Below are 17019 nucleotides of genomic sequence, written 5' to 3'. Positions count from 1 at the left end.
ATTTACGGCTATTATTACTCTTTAAAGGCAAGGCCATGACAACCCCACCTGCACATATTACCGTCCTCCTTCATGAAGCCGTTGAGGGGCTGAATCTCAAGCCCAACGGCACCTATATTGATGGCACCTTCGGGCGGGGCGGGCACTCACGTTTGATCTTAAGCCAACTGGGGCCAGAGGGGCGTTTGCTTGCTACCGACCGCGACCCTCGTGCCATTGCCGAGGCCAAGACCATTACCGATCCCCGTTTTCAAATTTTCCATTCAGCCTTTTCCGCCCTGCCTGAAATTTGTGAAGAAGAAGGTTTAATGGGAAAAATTGACGGTATTTTGCTGGATCTGGGCGTATCTTCACCTCAATTAGACGAGGCCGAGCGGGGCTTTAGCTTTATGCGGGATGGGCCGTTGGATATGCGGATGGACACCACCAAGGGCCTGTCGGCAGCCGACTGGCTGGCTCAGGTTTCAGTGGAGGATTTGGCCTGGGTGCTCAAGGAGTTTGGTGAGGAACGCTTTGCCAAACGAATTGCACAAGCGGTCGTTTCTTACAATAAATCTGCAAGTGAGAAGATTTCCCGCACCCTGCAACTGGCTGAAATCATTGCCCAAGCCGTGCCCTTTAAGGATAAGCACAAGCACCCGGCCACCCGCTCCTTTCAGGCCATTCGGATTTTCATCAACAGCGAATTAGACGAGCTGGAAAAGGCTCTCAATTCAGCCCTGAGCGTGCTGGCTCCTCAAGGGCGTTTGTCTATTATTAGTTTCCATTCATTGGAAGACCGAATGGTCAAGCAGTTCATTAAAAAGCACTCCAAGGGCGAGAGCGTGCCAAAGGGCCTGCCGATTTTAGAGAGTGAACTGACCAAGAATATTCCCCTTAAAGCCATTGGCAAGGCCATTATGCCCAGTGAGGCCGAAATTGCCGCCAACCCACGCTCTCGATCTGCGGTCTTACGTTTAGCGGAGAAAAGATAATGTCTAACGAAAAATTCCCCCTAAGACAGGTCATCTTAGATGATCTCTTTGCCCATAATAAGGTGGCTCTGATCCTGCTGCTTGCTGTGATTATCACGGCTTTAGGCACCATTTGGGTGACCCATCAAACCCGTCTTTTGACGGCCGAGCAGGGCAAGCTGACCTATGTTATCCAGAAGCTGCAAAACCAGTATGTTCATTTGCAGCTGGAGGAAAATTCCAAGAGTGAAAAGACCCGAGTAGAAGCCGTGTCGAAAAAGTTTGGCCTGGCACCAATTAGTAAAGAACAAGAAGTGATTTTGGAAGAATAATGGTATCTGCAAAAAAAGTAAAAAAACGCACCGCATCCCAGGATGATAAACCCGTTAAGAGCTTTATCCCCTGGCGTTTTGGGCTGGTTTATGCCCTCTTATTTGTGATGGTGGCCGGCTTGGTGGGCATGGCCGCTTATATCCAACTGGTGGACTCTGACCGTTTGATTGGTGAGGCCAATAACCGTTCCCTGCGAACCAAGGAAGTGCCCTTTACACGGGGTAAGATCCTAGATCGTGATGGGCGGGTGCTGGCGGTTAGTGTGCCTATGTATTCGATTACCATTGACCCCAAAGAGTATTTCGATGCCCAGGTTCGCCGCAATAAGGAACGCTGGCGTAAATTGGCCATGGCTATGGGCAGTTCGGCCAGTAAAATTGAGAAAAATGTGAGTAACTTCTTGAAGGACAAGGAGAAAAAATACGATCCACGGGATAGCCTTAACAGCAAGACCGAGGGCTACTGGACCCAATTAGCTCAAATCACAGGCTTAGATTATCAGGATTTAATCACCAAGGTGCGAAATAATCCGAGTTCCGAGTTTCTCTTGCTGGAACAACAGGCCCACGAGCAGGAGCAGGAGAAGATGAAAGCCCTGGCCAAGAGTGTGGAGCTTAAGCACAGCGATCTGATGAACAATCTCTATAAGGCGGCCAAGCAACGCTTTATGTATATCTCCCGCCACGAGTCAGAAACCATCGCTGATTATGCCAAAGCCCTCAATATTTATGGCCTGGTTCTGCGGGCTGAGCCACGCCGTTTTTACCCTATGGCGGAGGAGGTTTCCCAGCTGGTGGGCTTTACCGATACTGATGGCAAAAAGGGGACAGAGGGCTTGGAGCGTAGCTTTGACTCCCTCTTGGTGGGCAAGTCAGGCAAACAGGTAATTCGTAAGGATGCCCGTGGCAATGTGATTGAAAATGTGCGGGATGAAAAACAATACGATCCGCAAGATGTTCTGCTTAGTATTGACGAAGAATTGCAATCCATGGTTTACCGTGAAATCAAAAAAGCTGTGGTGGATAATAAGGCCGAATCAGGCACGGCGGTTTTGGTGGATGTGCAAACGGGCGAAATTCTGGCCATGGCCAACGCCCCTTCATTCAACCCCAATAACCGTAAGGATTTTAAGGCGGAACTGGCCCGTAATCGTGCCATTACCGATACTTTTGAGCCAGGTTCCACCGTTAAGCCCCTTGTGGTGCTAACTGCCCTGCAAAATGGCGTTACCTACCGAGATGAGGTTATCAACACCCGGCCTTTTACCGTCAATGGCCACACCATCAAGGACGTAGCCCCTCGTGAGAGCTTGAGCCTAACAGGGATCTTGCAGAAATCCAGTAACATCGGGGTTAGCCGTTTGGCTCTTAGAATGCCACATACCGCCTTGGTCGATACCTACAGCAAGGTGGGCTTCGGCAAGGATACGGGCCTGGGCCTGGGTGAGCAGCGAGGCTCCAATGGTGATCGCAAACGTTGGTCGGAAATTGAACGTGCAACCCTAGCCTATGGCTACGGTTTGAATGTGACCCCGCTGCAACTGGCGCGGGCCTATGCCACCATCGGCAGCTTCGGGATCTACCGCCCGCTTTCCATTACCAAGGTTGATCCACCTGTGATTGGTGAGCGAGTTTTGCCTGAAAAAATTACCAAGGATGTGGTGCAGATGATGGAAACCGTGGCCCACAAGGGCGAGGGCGGCCATCGGGCGGCTGTGGATGGTTACCGTGTGGCCATTAAAACGGGTACGGCACGAAAGTTAGAAAAGGGCAAATATGTAGAAAAATACATTGCCTACACTGCAGGCCTGGCCCCTGCTAGCGATCCACGCTTTGCCTTAGTGGTGCTCATCAACGAACCAACTGCTGGCAACTACTATGGTGGTGCGGTTTCCGCCCCGCTTTTTTCCAGCATTATGGGCTATACCCTCAAGGCCAAAAACATCAAGCCTGATAATTTAGGGGTTGAATAATTCCCTGTTATTGTAGGGGCGAATCACATTCGCCCTCTCTTATTATCAGGGCGAATGTGATTCGCCCCTACATGAAATACAAGAGGTTACCATGAACCGTTTACTCCCCCTCCTTCCCGAACTTGCCGTCTGGAGCTGGCAAAAACTCCCAGCTCTTAACAAGATGACCCTAGACAGCCGTGCCGTTGAAAAAGGCGATGTCTTTATTGCGCTCAAGGGCCACAATGTCGATGGCCGAACCTTTATTCCCAAGGCCCTTGAACAAGGCGCCAGCCTGATTTTAGCAGAAGCAGATGAGGGCCAGGTTGAAGCCGAATTTCTAGCGGGCTATGAAAAATATAATTTAGATCCAAACGCTCCTATTGTGGCCTCTGTTCCTCATTTACATCAAATCCTTTCTGAACTGGCAGGATTGTTTTACGGCCAGCCTGCCGAAAAACTCACGTTAGTCGGCATTACCGGCACCAACGGCAAAACCACCACTGCCCAGCTCTTGGCCCAGTGGCATAATCTCTTGGGCGGTAAATCAGCCGTAATGGGCACTATTGGTAATGGCTTATATGGCCAGGTGACTGAGGCGGTTAATACCACAGGTTCTGCGGTTGAAATCCAGGCTAATCTGGCCTCCTTTGTTGAGCAGGGGGCGGACTTCTGTGCCATGGAGGTCTCCTCTCACGGCCTGGCCCAATACCGGGCCGAGGCCTTGGACTTTGATGTGGCCATCTTTACCAACCTCAGCCGTGATCACCTGGACTATCACAAGACCATGGAAGAATACGCCCAGGCTAAGTTCCGTCTCTTTAGTGAGCTAAAAGCTAAGGCTCAGGTGATTAACGCAGATGATGAAACTGGCCACCAGTGGCTATCCCAGCTGCCAAATGCGATTGCGGTTAGCACCAAACCTGACTATGAGCCGACCAACGAAAAATGGCTCAAGGCCACAGAGGTTAAATTTACCCTGCAAGGGGCAACCATAGCCTTTGATTCCAGCTGGGGCAAGGGCGAGTTAAAGAGCCGTTTAATCGGGGCTTTCAATGTGAGCAACCTTTTAACTGCCCTTGCAGGCCTTTTGGCCTTAGGCGTAGATTTGCAAAAATTGGTCGAAACCGCACCGCTTTTAAGTGGGGTTTGTGGCCGAATGGAATGCATTACAGCTGATGATAAACCCATGGTGATTGTTGATTATGCCCACACGCCAGATGCCCTTGAAAAGGCTCTTGAGGCTGCCCGCCTACACTGTGAAGGCGAGCTTTGGTGTATCTTCGGTTGTGGTGGCGACCGAGATCGGGGCAAACGCCCACTAATGGCTCAAGTGGCAGAAAAACTGGCGGACAAGGTGATTGCCACAGACGACAACCCCCGCACCGAAGAACCTTCCGCCATTATGGCCGACATTCTGGCCGGCTTTGCAAAACCAGAGGCTGTGAAAGTCGTTCATATCCGAGAATATGCCATTGAAGAGGCCATTAAGCAAGCCCAGGCCAAAGACGTAATCCTTATCGCCGGCAAGGGCCATGAAGACTACCAAATCATCGGCACCAAGAAGTACCACTTTTCCGATCAGGAAGTGGCCAAAAAATATTTAGGTTAATCATACCCTTGGGCGGCAAGCCCGAGTAAGAGGAAGAATTTATGAACTTAGGCAATCTCTATATCATCTCCGCCCCCAGTGGGGCGGGCAAGTCCTCCCTAATCAACGCCCTTTTAAAGGATCTCCCTCGCACAGAGGTGCAATTATCCATCTCCCATACCACTCGTGCCCCTCGCCCTGGTGAGGAAAACGGCGTGCATTACTATTTTACCAACCATACCGAATTTGAAGCCCTGATTGAAAAGGGCCATTTTCTGGAATGGGCAGAGGTCTTTGGTAACTACTACGGCACCTCCCTGCCTATGATTGAACAGAGCCTAGAAAAGGGCATTGATGTCTTCTTGGATATCGACTGGCAGGGCGCCCAGCAAATTCGGGCAAAATTGGATAATGTCAAAACCGTCTTTATCCTCCCGCCCAGCCGTGAGGAATTGGAAAAACGCCTGATTGGCCGTGGCCAGGATTCGGCTGAAACCATCGCCAAGCGTATGGCGGAGGCCGTGTCAGAAATGAGCCACTATGATGAATTTGACTATGTGATTGTTAATGATGATTTCCAAACAGCATTGAATGAACTCAAAAGTATTTTAACGGCTGAACGCCTCAAGCAGGCCTCGCAAGCGGTGCGTTTTGAGGGATTAATTGCAAATTTATTGAAAAACTAGGCCGCTTGTTATGGAAAAACGTATTTTTGACACGCAGGAGCTAGAGAGTCAGCAGGCCTTTCAGCCCAAACAAGAATTTGATGAAGCGGCTCATATTGAGCTGGAGCAAGAAAGCCCACGAGAGGTAGAGGCCGAGCTGATTATTGAAGAAAGCCTCAAGCCGCCCCGCTTTTGGATCCGCCTACTCTTGGTGGCCATGGTCTTGTTTGGAGTGGCCGTCTTTGCCCAAAGCATTCAATGGCTGATTGACACCTGGCAGGCCAAGCAGTGGATCTATTTTGCCTTCTCTATCGCCTTTTTTGGCATGAGCCTGGCAGGCCTGGGCGTGCTGGGTTCGGAATGGCGAAAGCTTCGCAAGTTGCGTAAGCACCAGCAGGAACAGGCCCGCAGCCAAGCCTTACTGGATGATAAGTCCTCCACAAGCGGGGCTGAAGCCACTCAATTTTGCAAGGATGTCTTGGCCAATATGCACAACCTGCCAGCGGTTTATCAGGAACAATGGCACAAGCAGCTGGATGAAGCCTACAATGGCCAAGAGGTGCTTTTCCTCTTTGGCGAGAATGTGCTCAAACCGCTGGACAAGCAGGTCAAGAAACTGATTAGTAAAAGTGCTACGGAAAACGCCATTATCGTGGCCGTCAGCCCTCTGGCTATTGTTGATGTGCTTATGGTGGCCTGGCGAAATATTGCCTTGGTCAATAAAATCAGTCGCTTATATGGCATGGAACTAGGTTATTTCAGCCGCCTCAAGCTCTTTAAGATGGTGCTGACCAATATGGCCTTTGCCGGAGCAACTGAAATTGCCAGCGATGTGGGCATGGACTTTTTCTCTCAAAACCTGACTGCCCGCCTGTCCATTCGGGCTGCTCAAGGCATTGGCGTGGGCCTGCTGACGGCACGGCTTGGTATTAAAGCCATGGAATTCTGTCGCCCTGTGGCCTTTAGTGCCCAAGAACGGCCGAAGCTGTCGGTTATCCGCCAAGAATTGTTAGGCACGCTCAAGGAGCAGGTTTTTAGCAAGGTGGCGGAGAAGGAGAAGGTGGAGAGGTAAGCGTTTGAAGGGCTTTGCTCCTCTGTGAACAGACAGGGGCAAAGCCCCTGAATTATGCTTAACCGATTGCGATGCAGTCGCTGTCGGTAAAATAAGAATAAAGTTTACAAAAATATTTCCAACCTGCCGCAATTATTCTGTAAGCCACTTGTCCAAAGAGCGCATTTATTTATTTTTATGATTTTTAAGGAGACATCATGGCTAATTTAGCCAAGGACAGAAGTCGCCCCGTGCTATTTCCCTTCTTTGTATTTATTTTCATCAATCTCATCATTTTCACCCTTTCACGCCTGGGCCTGGCCCTTTGGCAGGCCGAGCGGGTGAGTGCCGTAAATGGCTGGCTGGATCTCTTTTTACAGGGCCTACGCATTGATATTGTGGCCCTTTGCTACCTCTTGGGCTTGCCCGCCCTCTTAACTGTCTTGCTCTATCATAAAAATGCCTTGGGCAAGGCTTGGCTGGGCTTCTTAAGGGTTTGGTTTACCCTCACTAGCACCTTTATTGTTTTTATGGAGCTGTCCACCCCTGCCTTTATTGAAACCTACGATTTCCGCCCCAACCGCCTCTTTATTGAATACCTCATCTATCCTAAAGAAGTCTTTTCCATGCTCATAGAAGGGCATTTGTTGGCCTCGGTTTTGAGCCTGGCCATTACCGCAGGATTTGCAATTTTCTTCTGGAAAATCACCGCTTGCCTGGTCAAGGATTTACGGCCCATGAGCTGGAAATGGCGGCCTGTGGTGGCCTTGCTTGTGATTGCAGTCAGCTTTGTGGGCGCTCGCTCCAGCCTGCAACATCGGGGCATTAACCCGGCTATGGTGGCCTTTTCCTCGGATGGCTTGGTCAATTCCCTGGTGCTTAACTCGGGCTATTCGGTCATCTATGCAGCCCAACAGTTTAAGGATGAGGGCAAGTCTTCCCAAATGTACGGCAAGATGCCAGTTGAGGAGATGCTCCGCATCGTCAAACAAAGCCGAGGCCGGCCTGACAGTGACTATATCTCTCAAGACTTACCAACCCTGACCCAAAACCAGGCCAGCTACCAGGGCAAGCCCAAAAATATCGTGATTGTGTTGGAAGAAAGTTTTGGCGCCCAATTTGTTGGCAGCTTAGGCGGCAAGCCGCTTTCGCCTGAATTTGATAAACTCGCCCAAGAGGGCTGGCTCTTTGATAATCTTTATGCCACAGGCACCCGTTCGGTGCGGGGCATTGAGGCCGTGACAGCGGGTTTCACCCCAACGCCTGCCCGTGCGGTGGTCAAGCTCAACAACAGCCAAACAGGCTTTTTTACCCTGGCTCATCTGCTTTCTCAACAGGGCTATCACACTTCCTTTATTTATGGTGGGGAAAAGCATTTTGACAACATGGCCAGCTTTTTCTATGGTAACGGCTTCCAGCAAATTATTGACCAAGGCGACTACAAATCCCCTAAATTTACCGCCACCTGGGGGGTAAGCGATGAGGACTTGTTCGACAAGGCTCATGAAACCTTTAGCCAGCTCCATAAGGAGGGCAAGCCCTTCTTTAGCCTGGTCTTTAGCTCCAGCAACCACGATCCATTTGAATTCCCTGATGGTAAGATTACGCTGTATGAAGAACCTAAACAAACCCGCAATAATGCGGCCAAATATGCCGATTATGCCCTGGGCCACTTCTTCCGCCTGGCCAAGCAGGCCGACTATTGGCAGGATACGGTTTTCCTGATTATAGCCGATCACGACTCCCGTGTGGCAGGGGCCAGCTTGGTGCCGATTAAGCACTTCCATATTCCCGCCCTCTTGCTGGGCCAGGGCATTGAAGCTCGGCGAGATAGCCGCTTGGTCAGCCAGATTGATATGCCAACCACTTTGCTGTCCTTGGCGGGTGTGAGTGGGGCTTACCCCATGATAGGCTTTGACCTAACCCAGCCTGTCGACCCCAATCGTGCCTTTATGCAGTATGATCAGGTTCAGGCCATGATGAAGGGCACAGAGGTGGTGATTCAAGCCCCTAAAGTTGTGGCCAAGGGCTACCGTTATGATAAAAAGACGGAGAGTTTGATTGAGGCCCAAGTGCCAGAAGCCCTGAAAAAAGAGGCCCTGGCCCATGCGCTTTTAGGCTCTTACTTATATCAAAACCGCTTATATAAATTGCCAGAAGAGGCAAAATAGACCGTGACAAGCGGTTGGAAAAAACACAATTTTTGCAAAAAACAGCTCGGATCAGGCCGCTTGTTGGCGTACAAAGGTTCAGCCCAGGGGCAAAATTGTGTAGAATAGCCAAGATTTTTTTATCTCCACTTAAAAGGGAATCCGAATGAAAAGAGTTGTAATTACAGGTTTAGGTGTTATCTCCAGTATTGGTAACAACAAAGAAGAAGTGCTTGAGTCCCTCAAGGCGGGGAAATCAGGCATTGAATTAGTGCCAGAGTTTGTTGAAATGGGTATGCGTAGCCACATTGCCGGCACCATTAAATTAAACCCAGCGGAATTGATTGACCGTAAGGTTTACCGCTTTATGGGCGATGCCGCAGCCTATGCCTACCTTTCTATGAAAGAAGCCATTGAAGATGCGGGACTCAGCGAAGATCAGGTTTCTAACGACCGCACAGGCTTGGTGATCGGCGCAGGTACAGGTTCTGCCCACAACCAGTTGATTGCCTGTGATGCCGTGCGTGGCCCACGTGGTGTAAAAGCCATCGGCCCTTATGCCGTAACCAAAACCATGGCCTCGAGCGTGTCAGCCTGCTTGGCCACCCCTTATAAGATCCGTGGGGTAAACTATTCCATCAGTTCAGCCTGTGCCACCTCTGCCCACTGTATTGGACACGCTATGGAGCTTATCCAATTAGGCAAGCAAGACATCGTTTTTGCCGGCGGGGCAGAAGAGCTTTCTTGGGAATGTGCCACAGAATTTGATGCCATGGGTGCCGTTTCAACCAAGTACAACGACACCCCAACCAAGGCCAGCCGTGCCTATGATGCCAACCGTGATGGCTTCGTGATTGCAGGTGGTGGTGCGGTTGTGGTGGTTGAAGAACTCGAACACGCCCTAGCTCGTGGTGCCAAAATCTATGCCGAAATCGTGGGCTATGGTGCCACTTCAGATGGTTATGATATGGTGGCCCCAAGTGGCGAAGGTGCTGAGCGTTGTATGAAACAGGCTTTGGCTACCGTTCAAGGTGAGGTGGAGTATATCAACGTACACGGTACATCCACCCCAGTGGGCGATGTCAAAGAACTGGGCGCCATTAAGAATGTCTTTGGCGAGAAAAGCCCGGCCATTTCTTCCACCAAGTCCATGACAGGCCACTCTCTCGGGGCGGCAGGTGCGCATGAGGCCATTTATTCCCTGCTTATGTTAGACAATGATTTTATTGCCCCAAGCATCAACATTGAAGAGCTGGACGAGCAGGCCAAGGGGCTTAATATTGTGACCGAGCGTCAAGACAAGCAATTGACCACCGTGATGTCCAACAGCTTTGGTTTCGGCGGCACAAATGCCTGCCTGGTCTTCCAAAAATATCAGGCCTAAACCAGCAAAAATGGGAGCTAATTCAAAAGGGTTAGCTCCCATTTTTTATGTGGTTGAAGTGTATGAAAAACAAGCGGTTGTGAGCCAATAATGAGAGCTAGTTCATACTTTTAGCAACCGATTTGTTACAACTCTTTACAAAAGGTCGTTTTTCAGTTACTAATTAGCGGTTGAAGTAAATTTATTAAGGAAATTGTATGAAAACCATTTTTTCCCCGTCTGTGATTGCAGCCAGCCTTGCCTTAGGCTTGTCCTTTTCTGCTTTTGCTGCCAAGGTGCCAGAAGGCACGGTTTTGGCCGAAAAACAAGAAGTTATTATCAACAATGGTGCAGAGCCACAAAGTTTTGACCCCCACAAGGCAGAGGGGGCGCCTGAAGCCAAAATCACTCTCCAGCTCTTTGAAGGCTTAGTAACCAAGGACAGCGATGGCAATCCAGAGCCAGGCGTGGCAGAACGCTGGGAAAATACGCCCGATTTCAAAACCTGGACCTTCCACCTGCGTAAGGATGCCAAATGGTCTAATGGCGAGCCAGTGACCGCCCACGATTTCGTTTACACCTGGCAGCGTCTAGCCAACCCGATGACCGCCTCTCCTTATGCCAGCTACCTCAACTACCTCCAGGTTGAAAATGCCCAAGACATTATTGAAGGCAAGAAAAAGCCTGAAGAACTAGGCGTAAAAGCCCTTGACGATCACACCTTTGTGGTGCAATTGTCTAACCCAATGCCTTATGCAGTGAGCCTGACCGTCCACCCTGTTCTTTCGCCATTAAATAAAAATGTCTTAGAAAAATTTGGCGATGCCTGGGTGAAAGAAAGTTTTGTGGGCAATGGCGCCTATACCCTGGCCCAGCATGTGATCAATGAAAAAATTGTCTTTGAACGCAACCCAATGTACTGGAACGATAAGGAAACTGTGATCAACCGTGCCACCTTCTTGGCCATTGTTAATCCAACCACAGATGTCTCTCGTTACCGTGCCAACGATGTGCATATCACCAACTATGCCATTCCGCCTGAACAGTTCCCGAAACTCAAGGCAGAAATCCCTGATGAGGTGTTCACCGCCAGAACCCTGGCCACCTACTTCTATGAATTTAACCACACCAAACCGCCATTTAATGATGTACGCTTGCGTAAGGCCCTTAACTTAGCCTTAGACCGCAACATCATTACCGACAAGGTGCTTGGCCAAGGCCAAACCCCAACCTATGTCTTCACCCCAGACTACATTCAAGAGGGCGGCAAGATCCAACAGCCTGACTATGCCAAGTTAGATCAAAAGGCCCGTAACGAAGAAGCTATCAAGCTCCTTCAAGAAGCTGGCTTTAGCAAGTCTAACCCGCTTAAATTCAGCCTGCTTTACAACACCAATGAAAGCCACAAGAAAATTGCCATTGCGGCCGCTTCTATCTGGAAGGCCAATACAGGTGGCTTGGTTGAGGTCAAATTGGAAAACCAAGAATGGAAAACCTACCTTGAAAGCCGCCGTAACAAGAACTACGAGCTAGCCCGTGCAGGCTGGACAGGCGACTACAACCAGGCTTCCACCTTTGCCAATACTTTCTTATCCACCTCAAGCAACAACACTGCTTACTACGCAAGTAAGGAATATGACGAGGCCATTGCCTCTTCCTACAGCGATGATGTGAACGTGCGTGAGGCAGCCTATGCCAAGGCAGAGGAAATCCTGGCCAAAGATTCAGCCGTGCTACCTATCTACAACTATGTGAACCCACGTTTGGTTAAGCCTTTTGTGAAGGGGTATTCAGGTAAAGATCCACGAGATGACATCTTAATCCGCAACCTCTATATCATTAAGCAATAAGAAACAAGCGGGGCCGTTTTTGCAAAAACTTGCAAAGTTTCCCCCGCTTGCCTATTCCTATAAACTCGAACTTGGAGTCCCTATGTTGAAGTTTATTTTTAAACGGATTTTGGAAGCCCTTCCAACCCTGTTTATTTTAATTACTTTTTCTTTTTTCCTGATGCGTCTGGCACCAGGTAGCCCTTTCACCTCTGAAAAGGCCTATCCGCCTGAAGTGATGGCCAACATTGAGGCCAAATACCACCTCAACGAACCGCTCTATAAGCAGTATTTCCTTTATATGGAAAACCTGGCCAAGGGCGATTTTGGCCCTTCCTTCAAATATAAGGATCAAACCGTAAACGACTTGGTGGCCTCGGCCTTCCCCGTTTCCCTTAAATTGGGGATTGTGGCCTTTATCTTCTCGGTGATTTTGGGCGTGTCGGCAGGTACCATTGCTGCCCTCAAGCAAAATAGCCGATGGGACTATATCGTGATGGGCTTTGCCATGACGGGGATCATTATGCCAAGTTTCGTCTTTGCTCCGCTCCTCGTCCTTATTTTCGCCATCTATCTCAAATGGTTGCCAGCAGGTGGCTGGAACGGCGGCCAGCTCTATTATATGGTCTTGCCAGTCCTGTCCTTAACCATCGCCTATACCGCAGGGATTGCCCGTATTACCCGTGGCTCCATGATTGAGGTGCTGCATTCCAACTTTATCCGCACTGCCAAGGCCAAGGGGCTCTCCACCCGCAAAATTATCTTTAAACACGCCCTGCGTCCGGCCCTCCTGCCTGTGATTACCTACCTAGGCCCTGCCTTTGTGGGGATTATTACCGGTTCCATGGTGATTGAAAGCGTCTTTGGCTTGCCAGGCCTAGGCCAGCTCTTTGTAAATGGCGCCCTTAACCGTGACTATTCCTTGGTGCTTAGCCTGACCATTTTGGTCGGCACCCTGACCATCGTCTTTAATGCGATTGTCGATATTTTATATGCGGTGATTGATCCGAAGATTCGTTATTCGTAAGGAAATATTATGTTAATAGACAACAAAAACACCCAAGAACTTTCCGACCGTTTAGCGGAAAACAGCCGTGAAGCGGTGCTTGAGGGCAGAAGTTTATGGCAGGATGCCCGCCGTCGTTTCTTCCGCAACAAGGCGGCCGTGGCCAGCCTAATTGTGCTTTTTTTAGTGGTACTGTTCATTACCTTTGCCCCAATGCTCATGCCTTTTAGCTATGAGGACACCGACTGGAACATGATGAGTGCGGCCCCGAGTTTTGAATCGGGCCACTACTTTGGTACCGACTCCTCAGGCCGAGATCTGCTGGTGCGTACTGCCATTGGTGGCCGCATTTCCCTTATGGTAGGGGTGGCTGGTGCCATTATTGCTGTGCTTATTGGTACAGCCTACGGGGCCATTTCAGGCTACTTTGGTGGCAAGGTGGATATGATCATGATGCGCTTGGTTGAAATCCTAGGCTCCTTCCCTTTCATGTTCTTCGTTATCCTCTTGGTCACCTTCTTCGGCCAAAATATCTTCCTGATTTTTGTGGCCATCGGGATGATTGCCTGGCTCAGCCTTGCCCGTATCGTGCGGGGCCAAACCTTGAGCTTGAAAAACAAGGAATTTGTGGAAGCCGCCATTGTTTGTGGGGTTTCCCGCCGTCAAATCATCTGGCGACACATTATTCCAAACGTGTTAGGCATTGTGGTGGTTTATGCTTCTTTAGAAGTGCCAGCCCTGATTCTCTTTGAATCCTTCTTGAGCTTCTTGGGATTAGGTACCCAAGAGCCAATGAGTAGCTGGGGTGCGCTTTTAAGTGACGGTGCAGCCCAAATGGAAACCTCGCCTTGGTTGCTTGGCTTCCCTGCCTTCTTCCTCTGTTTAACCTTGTTCTGCTTTAACTTTATCGGCGACGGCTTGCGTGATGCCTTAGACCCGAAAGATAAATAATTGATAGGAATAAATTTATGAGCAAATTACTAGAAGTAAAAAACCTACACGTTTATCTCAAAACCGATGAAGAAAATGTTCACGCCGTCCGTGGCGTGTCCTTTGAAGTGGAAAAGGGCCAAACCATCGCCTTGGTGGGCGAGTCAGGTTCGGGCAAGTCTGTAACCTCTATGGCCGTTATGCAGTTACTGCCAAAGAACATTGTGTCCTACGCCCCAGATTCTTCCATTCTCTTTGAGGAAAAAGAGATCTTAAAACTCAACGAGGTGCAGCTGCGTGAGCTACGGGGTGACCGTATCGGCATGATCTTCCAAGAGCCCATGACCTCGCTTAATCCTTACCTGCGGATTGGTGAGCAAATTGTCGAGGCGGTGATGACCCACAACCCGCAAATCTCCCAAAAAGAGGCAGAAGCCCTGGCCCTTAGCACCCTGCAAAAGGTTAAAATCCCGGATGTAGAAAAGAAAATGGTCTGCTACCCGCACGAGTTCTCAGGCGGCCAATTACAGCGGATCATGATTGCCATGGCCATTATCAACAAGCCTGATCTCCTCATTGCGGACGAACCGACCACAGCCTTAGACGTCACCACCCAGGCCGAAATTTTGGATCTGATGTTGGCCCTCCAAGCCGAAATGGGCATGGCCATTATCTTGATCTCGCATGATTTACGTTTGGTCAAGAAATACAGTGATTACGTTTGTGTGATGCAAAACGGCCAGATCATCGAACGGGGCGACACGGAAACCGTCTTCCATAATCCACAACACCCTTACACCGTGGAATTGCTGACCCCGATTACTGATCAAATTAAGCCAGAAATCCCAGACAGCGTGCCAACCCTGATTAAGGCTAATAATGTTGATGTGGACTATGTGCTAAAACGCACCCTCTTTGGTAAGCCGAAAAAGGTCTTTAATGCGGTCAAAAATATCTCTTTTGATCTTAAAGAGGGCGAAACGCTTGGGATTGTGGGCGAATCTGGCTCGGGCAAATCTACTTTGGGCCGTGCGGTGATGCAGATTTTAGAAAGCCGTGGTTCCATTAAGTTTGATGATTTGGAAATCAGCAAATTGTCTAGAGCCGACCGCCAACTGCTTAAACGCAATATGCAAATGGTTTTCCAAGACCCCTTCAACTCTCTTTCCCCTCGTTTAACCGTGGGCGAAATTATCGGCGAAGGCTTGACCGTGCATTTTCCACAATTAAGCAAGAACGAACGCCGGGCCAAGGTGATGAAGATGTTGGAAGAGGTCAATTTATCGCCTGCCATGATCAACCGCTACCCGCACGAATTTTCAGGCGGCCAACGCCAGAGGATTGCCATTGCTCGTGCCATGATTTTAGAGCCGAAATTCGTGCTATTGGACGAACCAACCTCCGCCCTTGACCGCTCAACCCAGCTCACGGTGATTGATCTGCTCAATAAACTCCAGCAAAAATACGGGCTAAGTTATCTCTTTATCAGCCACGACTTGGCCGTGGTACGGGCCTTGAGTAACAAGGTAATCGTGATGAGCAAGGGCGAAGTGGTGGAAGCGGGCGATGTGAAGCAGATTTTCCAAAACCCGCAAGAAGCCTATACCAAGCGATTGATTGAGGCTTCAAACCTATAATTTACATCTGTGATGGCGCCAGCGTCCTCGCTGGTGCCTTATACCTAGATATATAAGCACCAGCCTGGAGGCTGGCGCTATCTTTTAGGGCAAGCAAAACAAAAAACTTGCATTATTTTGCATAATTATGCAAAATAACCGCATTTTTAAATAACTGGAACATTACTATGGCACTTTGGGGCGGACGCTTTACCGATTCTGCGGACTTAAGATTTAAACTATTTAACGATTCCTTGGCCTTTGACTATCGCCTGGCCTTGCAAGACATTGACGGCTCAGTGGGCTGGGCCAAGGCCATTCATTCGGTCGGGATTATCAATGATGAGGAATTACAAGATCTCATCAAGGCTTTAAAAGAGCTTCGCCAAGAGGTGGAGCTTGACCTGGCCATCATTCTGCAAGACGATGCCGAAGACATCCACAGCTGGGTGGAAACCCAACTGATTAAAAAACTGGGCGATCTGGGCAAGAAGCTCCATACCGGCCGGAGCCGTAACGACCAAGTGGCCCTAGACATCAAACTCTGGTGCAAGGCCCAGGTCAAAATGCTCCAGGAATCTATCCGCTACTTGCAGACCAAGCTGGTTGAAACCGCCAAGATCCATCAATTAGCCGTTATGCCGGGCTATACCCACCTGCAACGGGCCCAACCGGTCACCTTTGCCCACTGGTGCCTGGCCTATTATGAAATGCTAGAGCGGGATCACAGCCGCTTGACCGATGCCTTCAACCGCATGAACACCTGCCCGCTGGGCGTGGGTGCCTTGGCTGGTACGGCCTACCCAATCGATCGGGATCAGTTAGCCCGTGATCTAGGCTTTGAAACTGCCACCCGCAACAGCCTAGACAGCGTGTCTGACCGTGACCATGTGCTTGAACTGCTCTCAGCCGCCTCCATCAGCATGGCCCACCTTTCCCGCTTTGCCGAAGACCTGATCATCTTCAATAGCGGCGAGGCCGGTTTCTTGGAGCTCTCTGATCGGGTAACGTCTGGCTCTTCCCTTATGCCACAGAAGAAAAACCCCGATGCTTGTGAGCTGATTCGGGGTAAAACTGGCCGAGTCTTTGGGGCTTTGACCGGCTTGCTGACCACCATCAAGGGCCTGCCGCTGGCCTATAACAAGGATATGCAGGAAGACAAGGAAGGGATTTTTGATGCGGTGGACACCTGGCATGCCTGCTTGGATATGGCCAGCCTGGTGCTAGAGGATATTCAGGTTAATACCAAACGCACCCGTGAGGCAGCCCAACAGGGCTACGCCAATGCCACAGAATTGGCCGATTACCTGGTGCAAAAAGGTATTCCATTCCGTGAGGCTCATCATATTGTGGGGGCGACCGTGGTCTATGCCATCAAGCAACAAAAGGCCCTGGAAGAGCTAACCATTGCCGAGTTTAAGCAGTTCCATGCCGTGATTGATCGAGATGTTTACCCAATCCTGGCCCTGGAATCCTGCCTCAACAAACGGGCAGCCAAGGGCGGGGTTAATCCACAGCGGATTGCTGAAGCCATTATGGCCGCAGAAATTAACCTAAAATAGGTAAAATAAAGGGCACTTG

General features: G+C 49.8%; 13 protein-coding genes. All 13 read left to right on the top strand.

Going from position 1 to position 17019, the window contains the following annotated elements; translation table 11 throughout:
- Positions 1 to 35: 35 nt before the first annotated feature.
- The 13 genes from A4G20_04165 to A4G20_04105 all read left to right on the top strand — a co-directional run bounded on the left by A4G20_04165 (position 36) and on the right by A4G20_04105 (position 17000).
- Positions 36 to 974 carry a 16S rRNA (cytosine(1402)-N(4))-methyltransferase gene (locus A4G20_04165; protein QIW15580.1) on the top strand — a complete coding sequence of 313 codons (939 nt, stop codon included), beginning with the start codon at positions 36 to 38 and terminating at the stop codon, positions 972 to 974.
- Complete coding sequence (locus A4G20_04160; GenBank protein QIW15579.1) at positions 971 to 1285, top strand: cell division protein FtsL; 315 nt, start codon at positions 971 to 973, stop codon at positions 1283 to 1285. Before A4G20_04165 ends, A4G20_04160 begins: the two co-directional genes overlap by 4 nt.
- A complete protein-coding gene (locus tag A4G20_04155; GenBank protein ID QIW15578.1) occupies positions 1285 to 3258 on the top strand; it encodes a cell division protein FtsI in 1974 nt (657 codons plus the stop codon). The genes A4G20_04160 and A4G20_04155 overlap by 1 nt, the downstream gene beginning before the upstream one ends.
- Before the next feature lie 91 nt (positions 3259 to 3349).
- Positions 3350 to 4849, top strand: coding sequence for a UDP-N-acetylmuramoyl-L-alanyl-D-glutamate--2,6-diaminopimelate ligase (locus tag A4G20_04150; protein ID QIW15577.1), 1500 nt, complete (start codon positions 3350 to 3352; stop codon positions 4847 to 4849).
- Between the two features lie 41 nt (positions 4850 to 4890).
- On the top strand, positions 4891 to 5514 hold the full coding sequence (locus tag A4G20_04145; protein QIW15576.1) for a guanylate kinase: 624 nt from the start codon (positions 4891 to 4893) through the stop codon (positions 5512 to 5514).
- 10 nt (positions 5515 to 5524) lie between these two features.
- On the top strand, positions 5525 to 6565 hold the full coding sequence (locus A4G20_04140) for a TIGR01620 family protein (GenBank protein ID QIW15575.1): 1041 nt from the start codon (positions 5525 to 5527) through the stop codon (positions 6563 to 6565).
- Positions 6566 to 6762: 197 nt separating this feature from the next.
- The gene (locus A4G20_04135; GenBank protein ID QIW15574.1) at positions 6763 to 8715 is read left to right on the top strand and encodes a hypothetical protein; all 1953 of its coding nucleotides are present in this window, start codon (positions 6763 to 6765) and stop codon (positions 8713 to 8715) included.
- A gap of 145 nt (positions 8716 to 8860) precedes the next feature.
- Positions 8861 to 10078 carry a beta-ketoacyl-[acyl-carrier-protein] synthase I gene (locus A4G20_04130; protein ID QIW15573.1) on the top strand — a complete coding sequence of 406 codons (1218 nt, stop codon included), beginning with the start codon at positions 8861 to 8863 and terminating at the stop codon, positions 10076 to 10078.
- 197 nt (positions 10079 to 10275) lie between these two features.
- Entirely contained in the window at positions 10276 to 11907 is a 1632-nt protein-coding gene (locus A4G20_04125) for an oligopeptide ABC transporter substrate-binding protein OppA (GenBank protein QIW15572.1), read from the top strand.
- 82 nt (positions 11908 to 11989) lie between these two features.
- On the top strand, positions 11990 to 12913 hold the full coding sequence (gene oppB / locus A4G20_04120; GenBank protein QIW15571.1) for an oligopeptide transporter permease: 924 nt from the start codon (positions 11990 to 11992) through the stop codon (positions 12911 to 12913).
- Positions 12914 to 12922: 9 nt separating this feature from the next.
- Positions 12923 to 13843, top strand: coding sequence for a peptide ABC transporter permease (locus A4G20_04115; protein ID QIW15570.1), 921 nt, complete (start codon positions 12923 to 12925; stop codon positions 13841 to 13843).
- Between the two features lie 17 nt (positions 13844 to 13860).
- The gene (locus A4G20_04110) at positions 13861 to 15459 is read left to right on the top strand and encodes a microcin ABC transporter ATP-binding protein (protein ID QIW15569.1); all 1599 of its coding nucleotides are present in this window, start codon (positions 13861 to 13863) and stop codon (positions 15457 to 15459) included.
- Between the two features lie 167 nt (positions 15460 to 15626).
- Positions 15627 to 17000 (top strand): argininosuccinate lyase, encoded by a 1374-nt coding sequence (locus tag A4G20_04105; GenBank protein ID QIW15568.1) that lies wholly within the window; start codon positions 15627 to 15629, stop codon positions 16998 to 17000.
- The last annotated feature ends 19 nt before the right edge of the window (positions 17001 to 17019 follow it).

The organism is Pasteurellaceae bacterium RH1A, from assembly GCA_012221805.1.
Classification (GTDB): Bacteria; Pseudomonadota; Gammaproteobacteria; order Enterobacterales; family Pasteurellaceae; genus RH1A.
This window is presented reverse-complemented; position numbering and strand designations above follow the sequence as displayed.

What these genes read in the sequence shown, in the direction of transcription:
- A4G20_04165 (QIW15580.1), top strand. Translation starts at nt 36, where the DNA reads ATGACAACCCCACCTGCACATATTACCGTCCTCCTTCATGAAGCCGTT.
- A4G20_04155 (QIW15578.1), top strand. Translation starts at nt 1,285, where the DNA reads ATGGTATCTGCAAAAAAAGTAAAAAAACGCACCGCATCCCAGGATGAT.
- A4G20_04150 (QIW15577.1), top strand. Translation starts at nt 3,350, where the DNA reads ATGAACCGTTTACTCCCCCTCCTTCCCGAACTTGCCGTCTGGAGCTGG.
- A4G20_04145 (QIW15576.1), top strand. Translation starts at nt 4,891, where the DNA reads ATGAACTTAGGCAATCTCTATATCATCTCCGCCCCCAGTGGGGCGGGC.
- A4G20_04140 (QIW15575.1), top strand. Translation starts at nt 5,525, where the DNA reads ATGGAAAAACGTATTTTTGACACGCAGGAGCTAGAGAGTCAGCAGGCC.
- A4G20_04135 (QIW15574.1), top strand. Translation starts at nt 6,763, where the DNA reads ATGGCTAATTTAGCCAAGGACAGAAGTCGCCCCGTGCTATTTCCCTTC.
- A4G20_04130 (QIW15573.1), top strand. Translation starts at nt 8,861, where the DNA reads ATGAAAAGAGTTGTAATTACAGGTTTAGGTGTTATCTCCAGTATTGGT.
- A4G20_04125 (QIW15572.1), top strand. Translation starts at nt 10,276, where the DNA reads ATGAAAACCATTTTTTCCCCGTCTGTGATTGCAGCCAGCCTTGCCTTA.
- oppB (QIW15571.1), top strand. Translation starts at nt 11,990, where the DNA reads ATGTTGAAGTTTATTTTTAAACGGATTTTGGAAGCCCTTCCAACCCTG.
- A4G20_04115 (QIW15570.1), top strand. Translation starts at nt 12,923, where the DNA reads ATGTTAATAGACAACAAAAACACCCAAGAACTTTCCGACCGTTTAGCG.
- A4G20_04110 (QIW15569.1), top strand. Translation starts at nt 13,861, where the DNA reads ATGAGCAAATTACTAGAAGTAAAAAACCTACACGTTTATCTCAAAACC.
- A4G20_04105 (QIW15568.1), top strand. Translation starts at nt 15,627, where the DNA reads ATGGCACTTTGGGGCGGACGCTTTACCGATTCTGCGGACTTAAGATTT.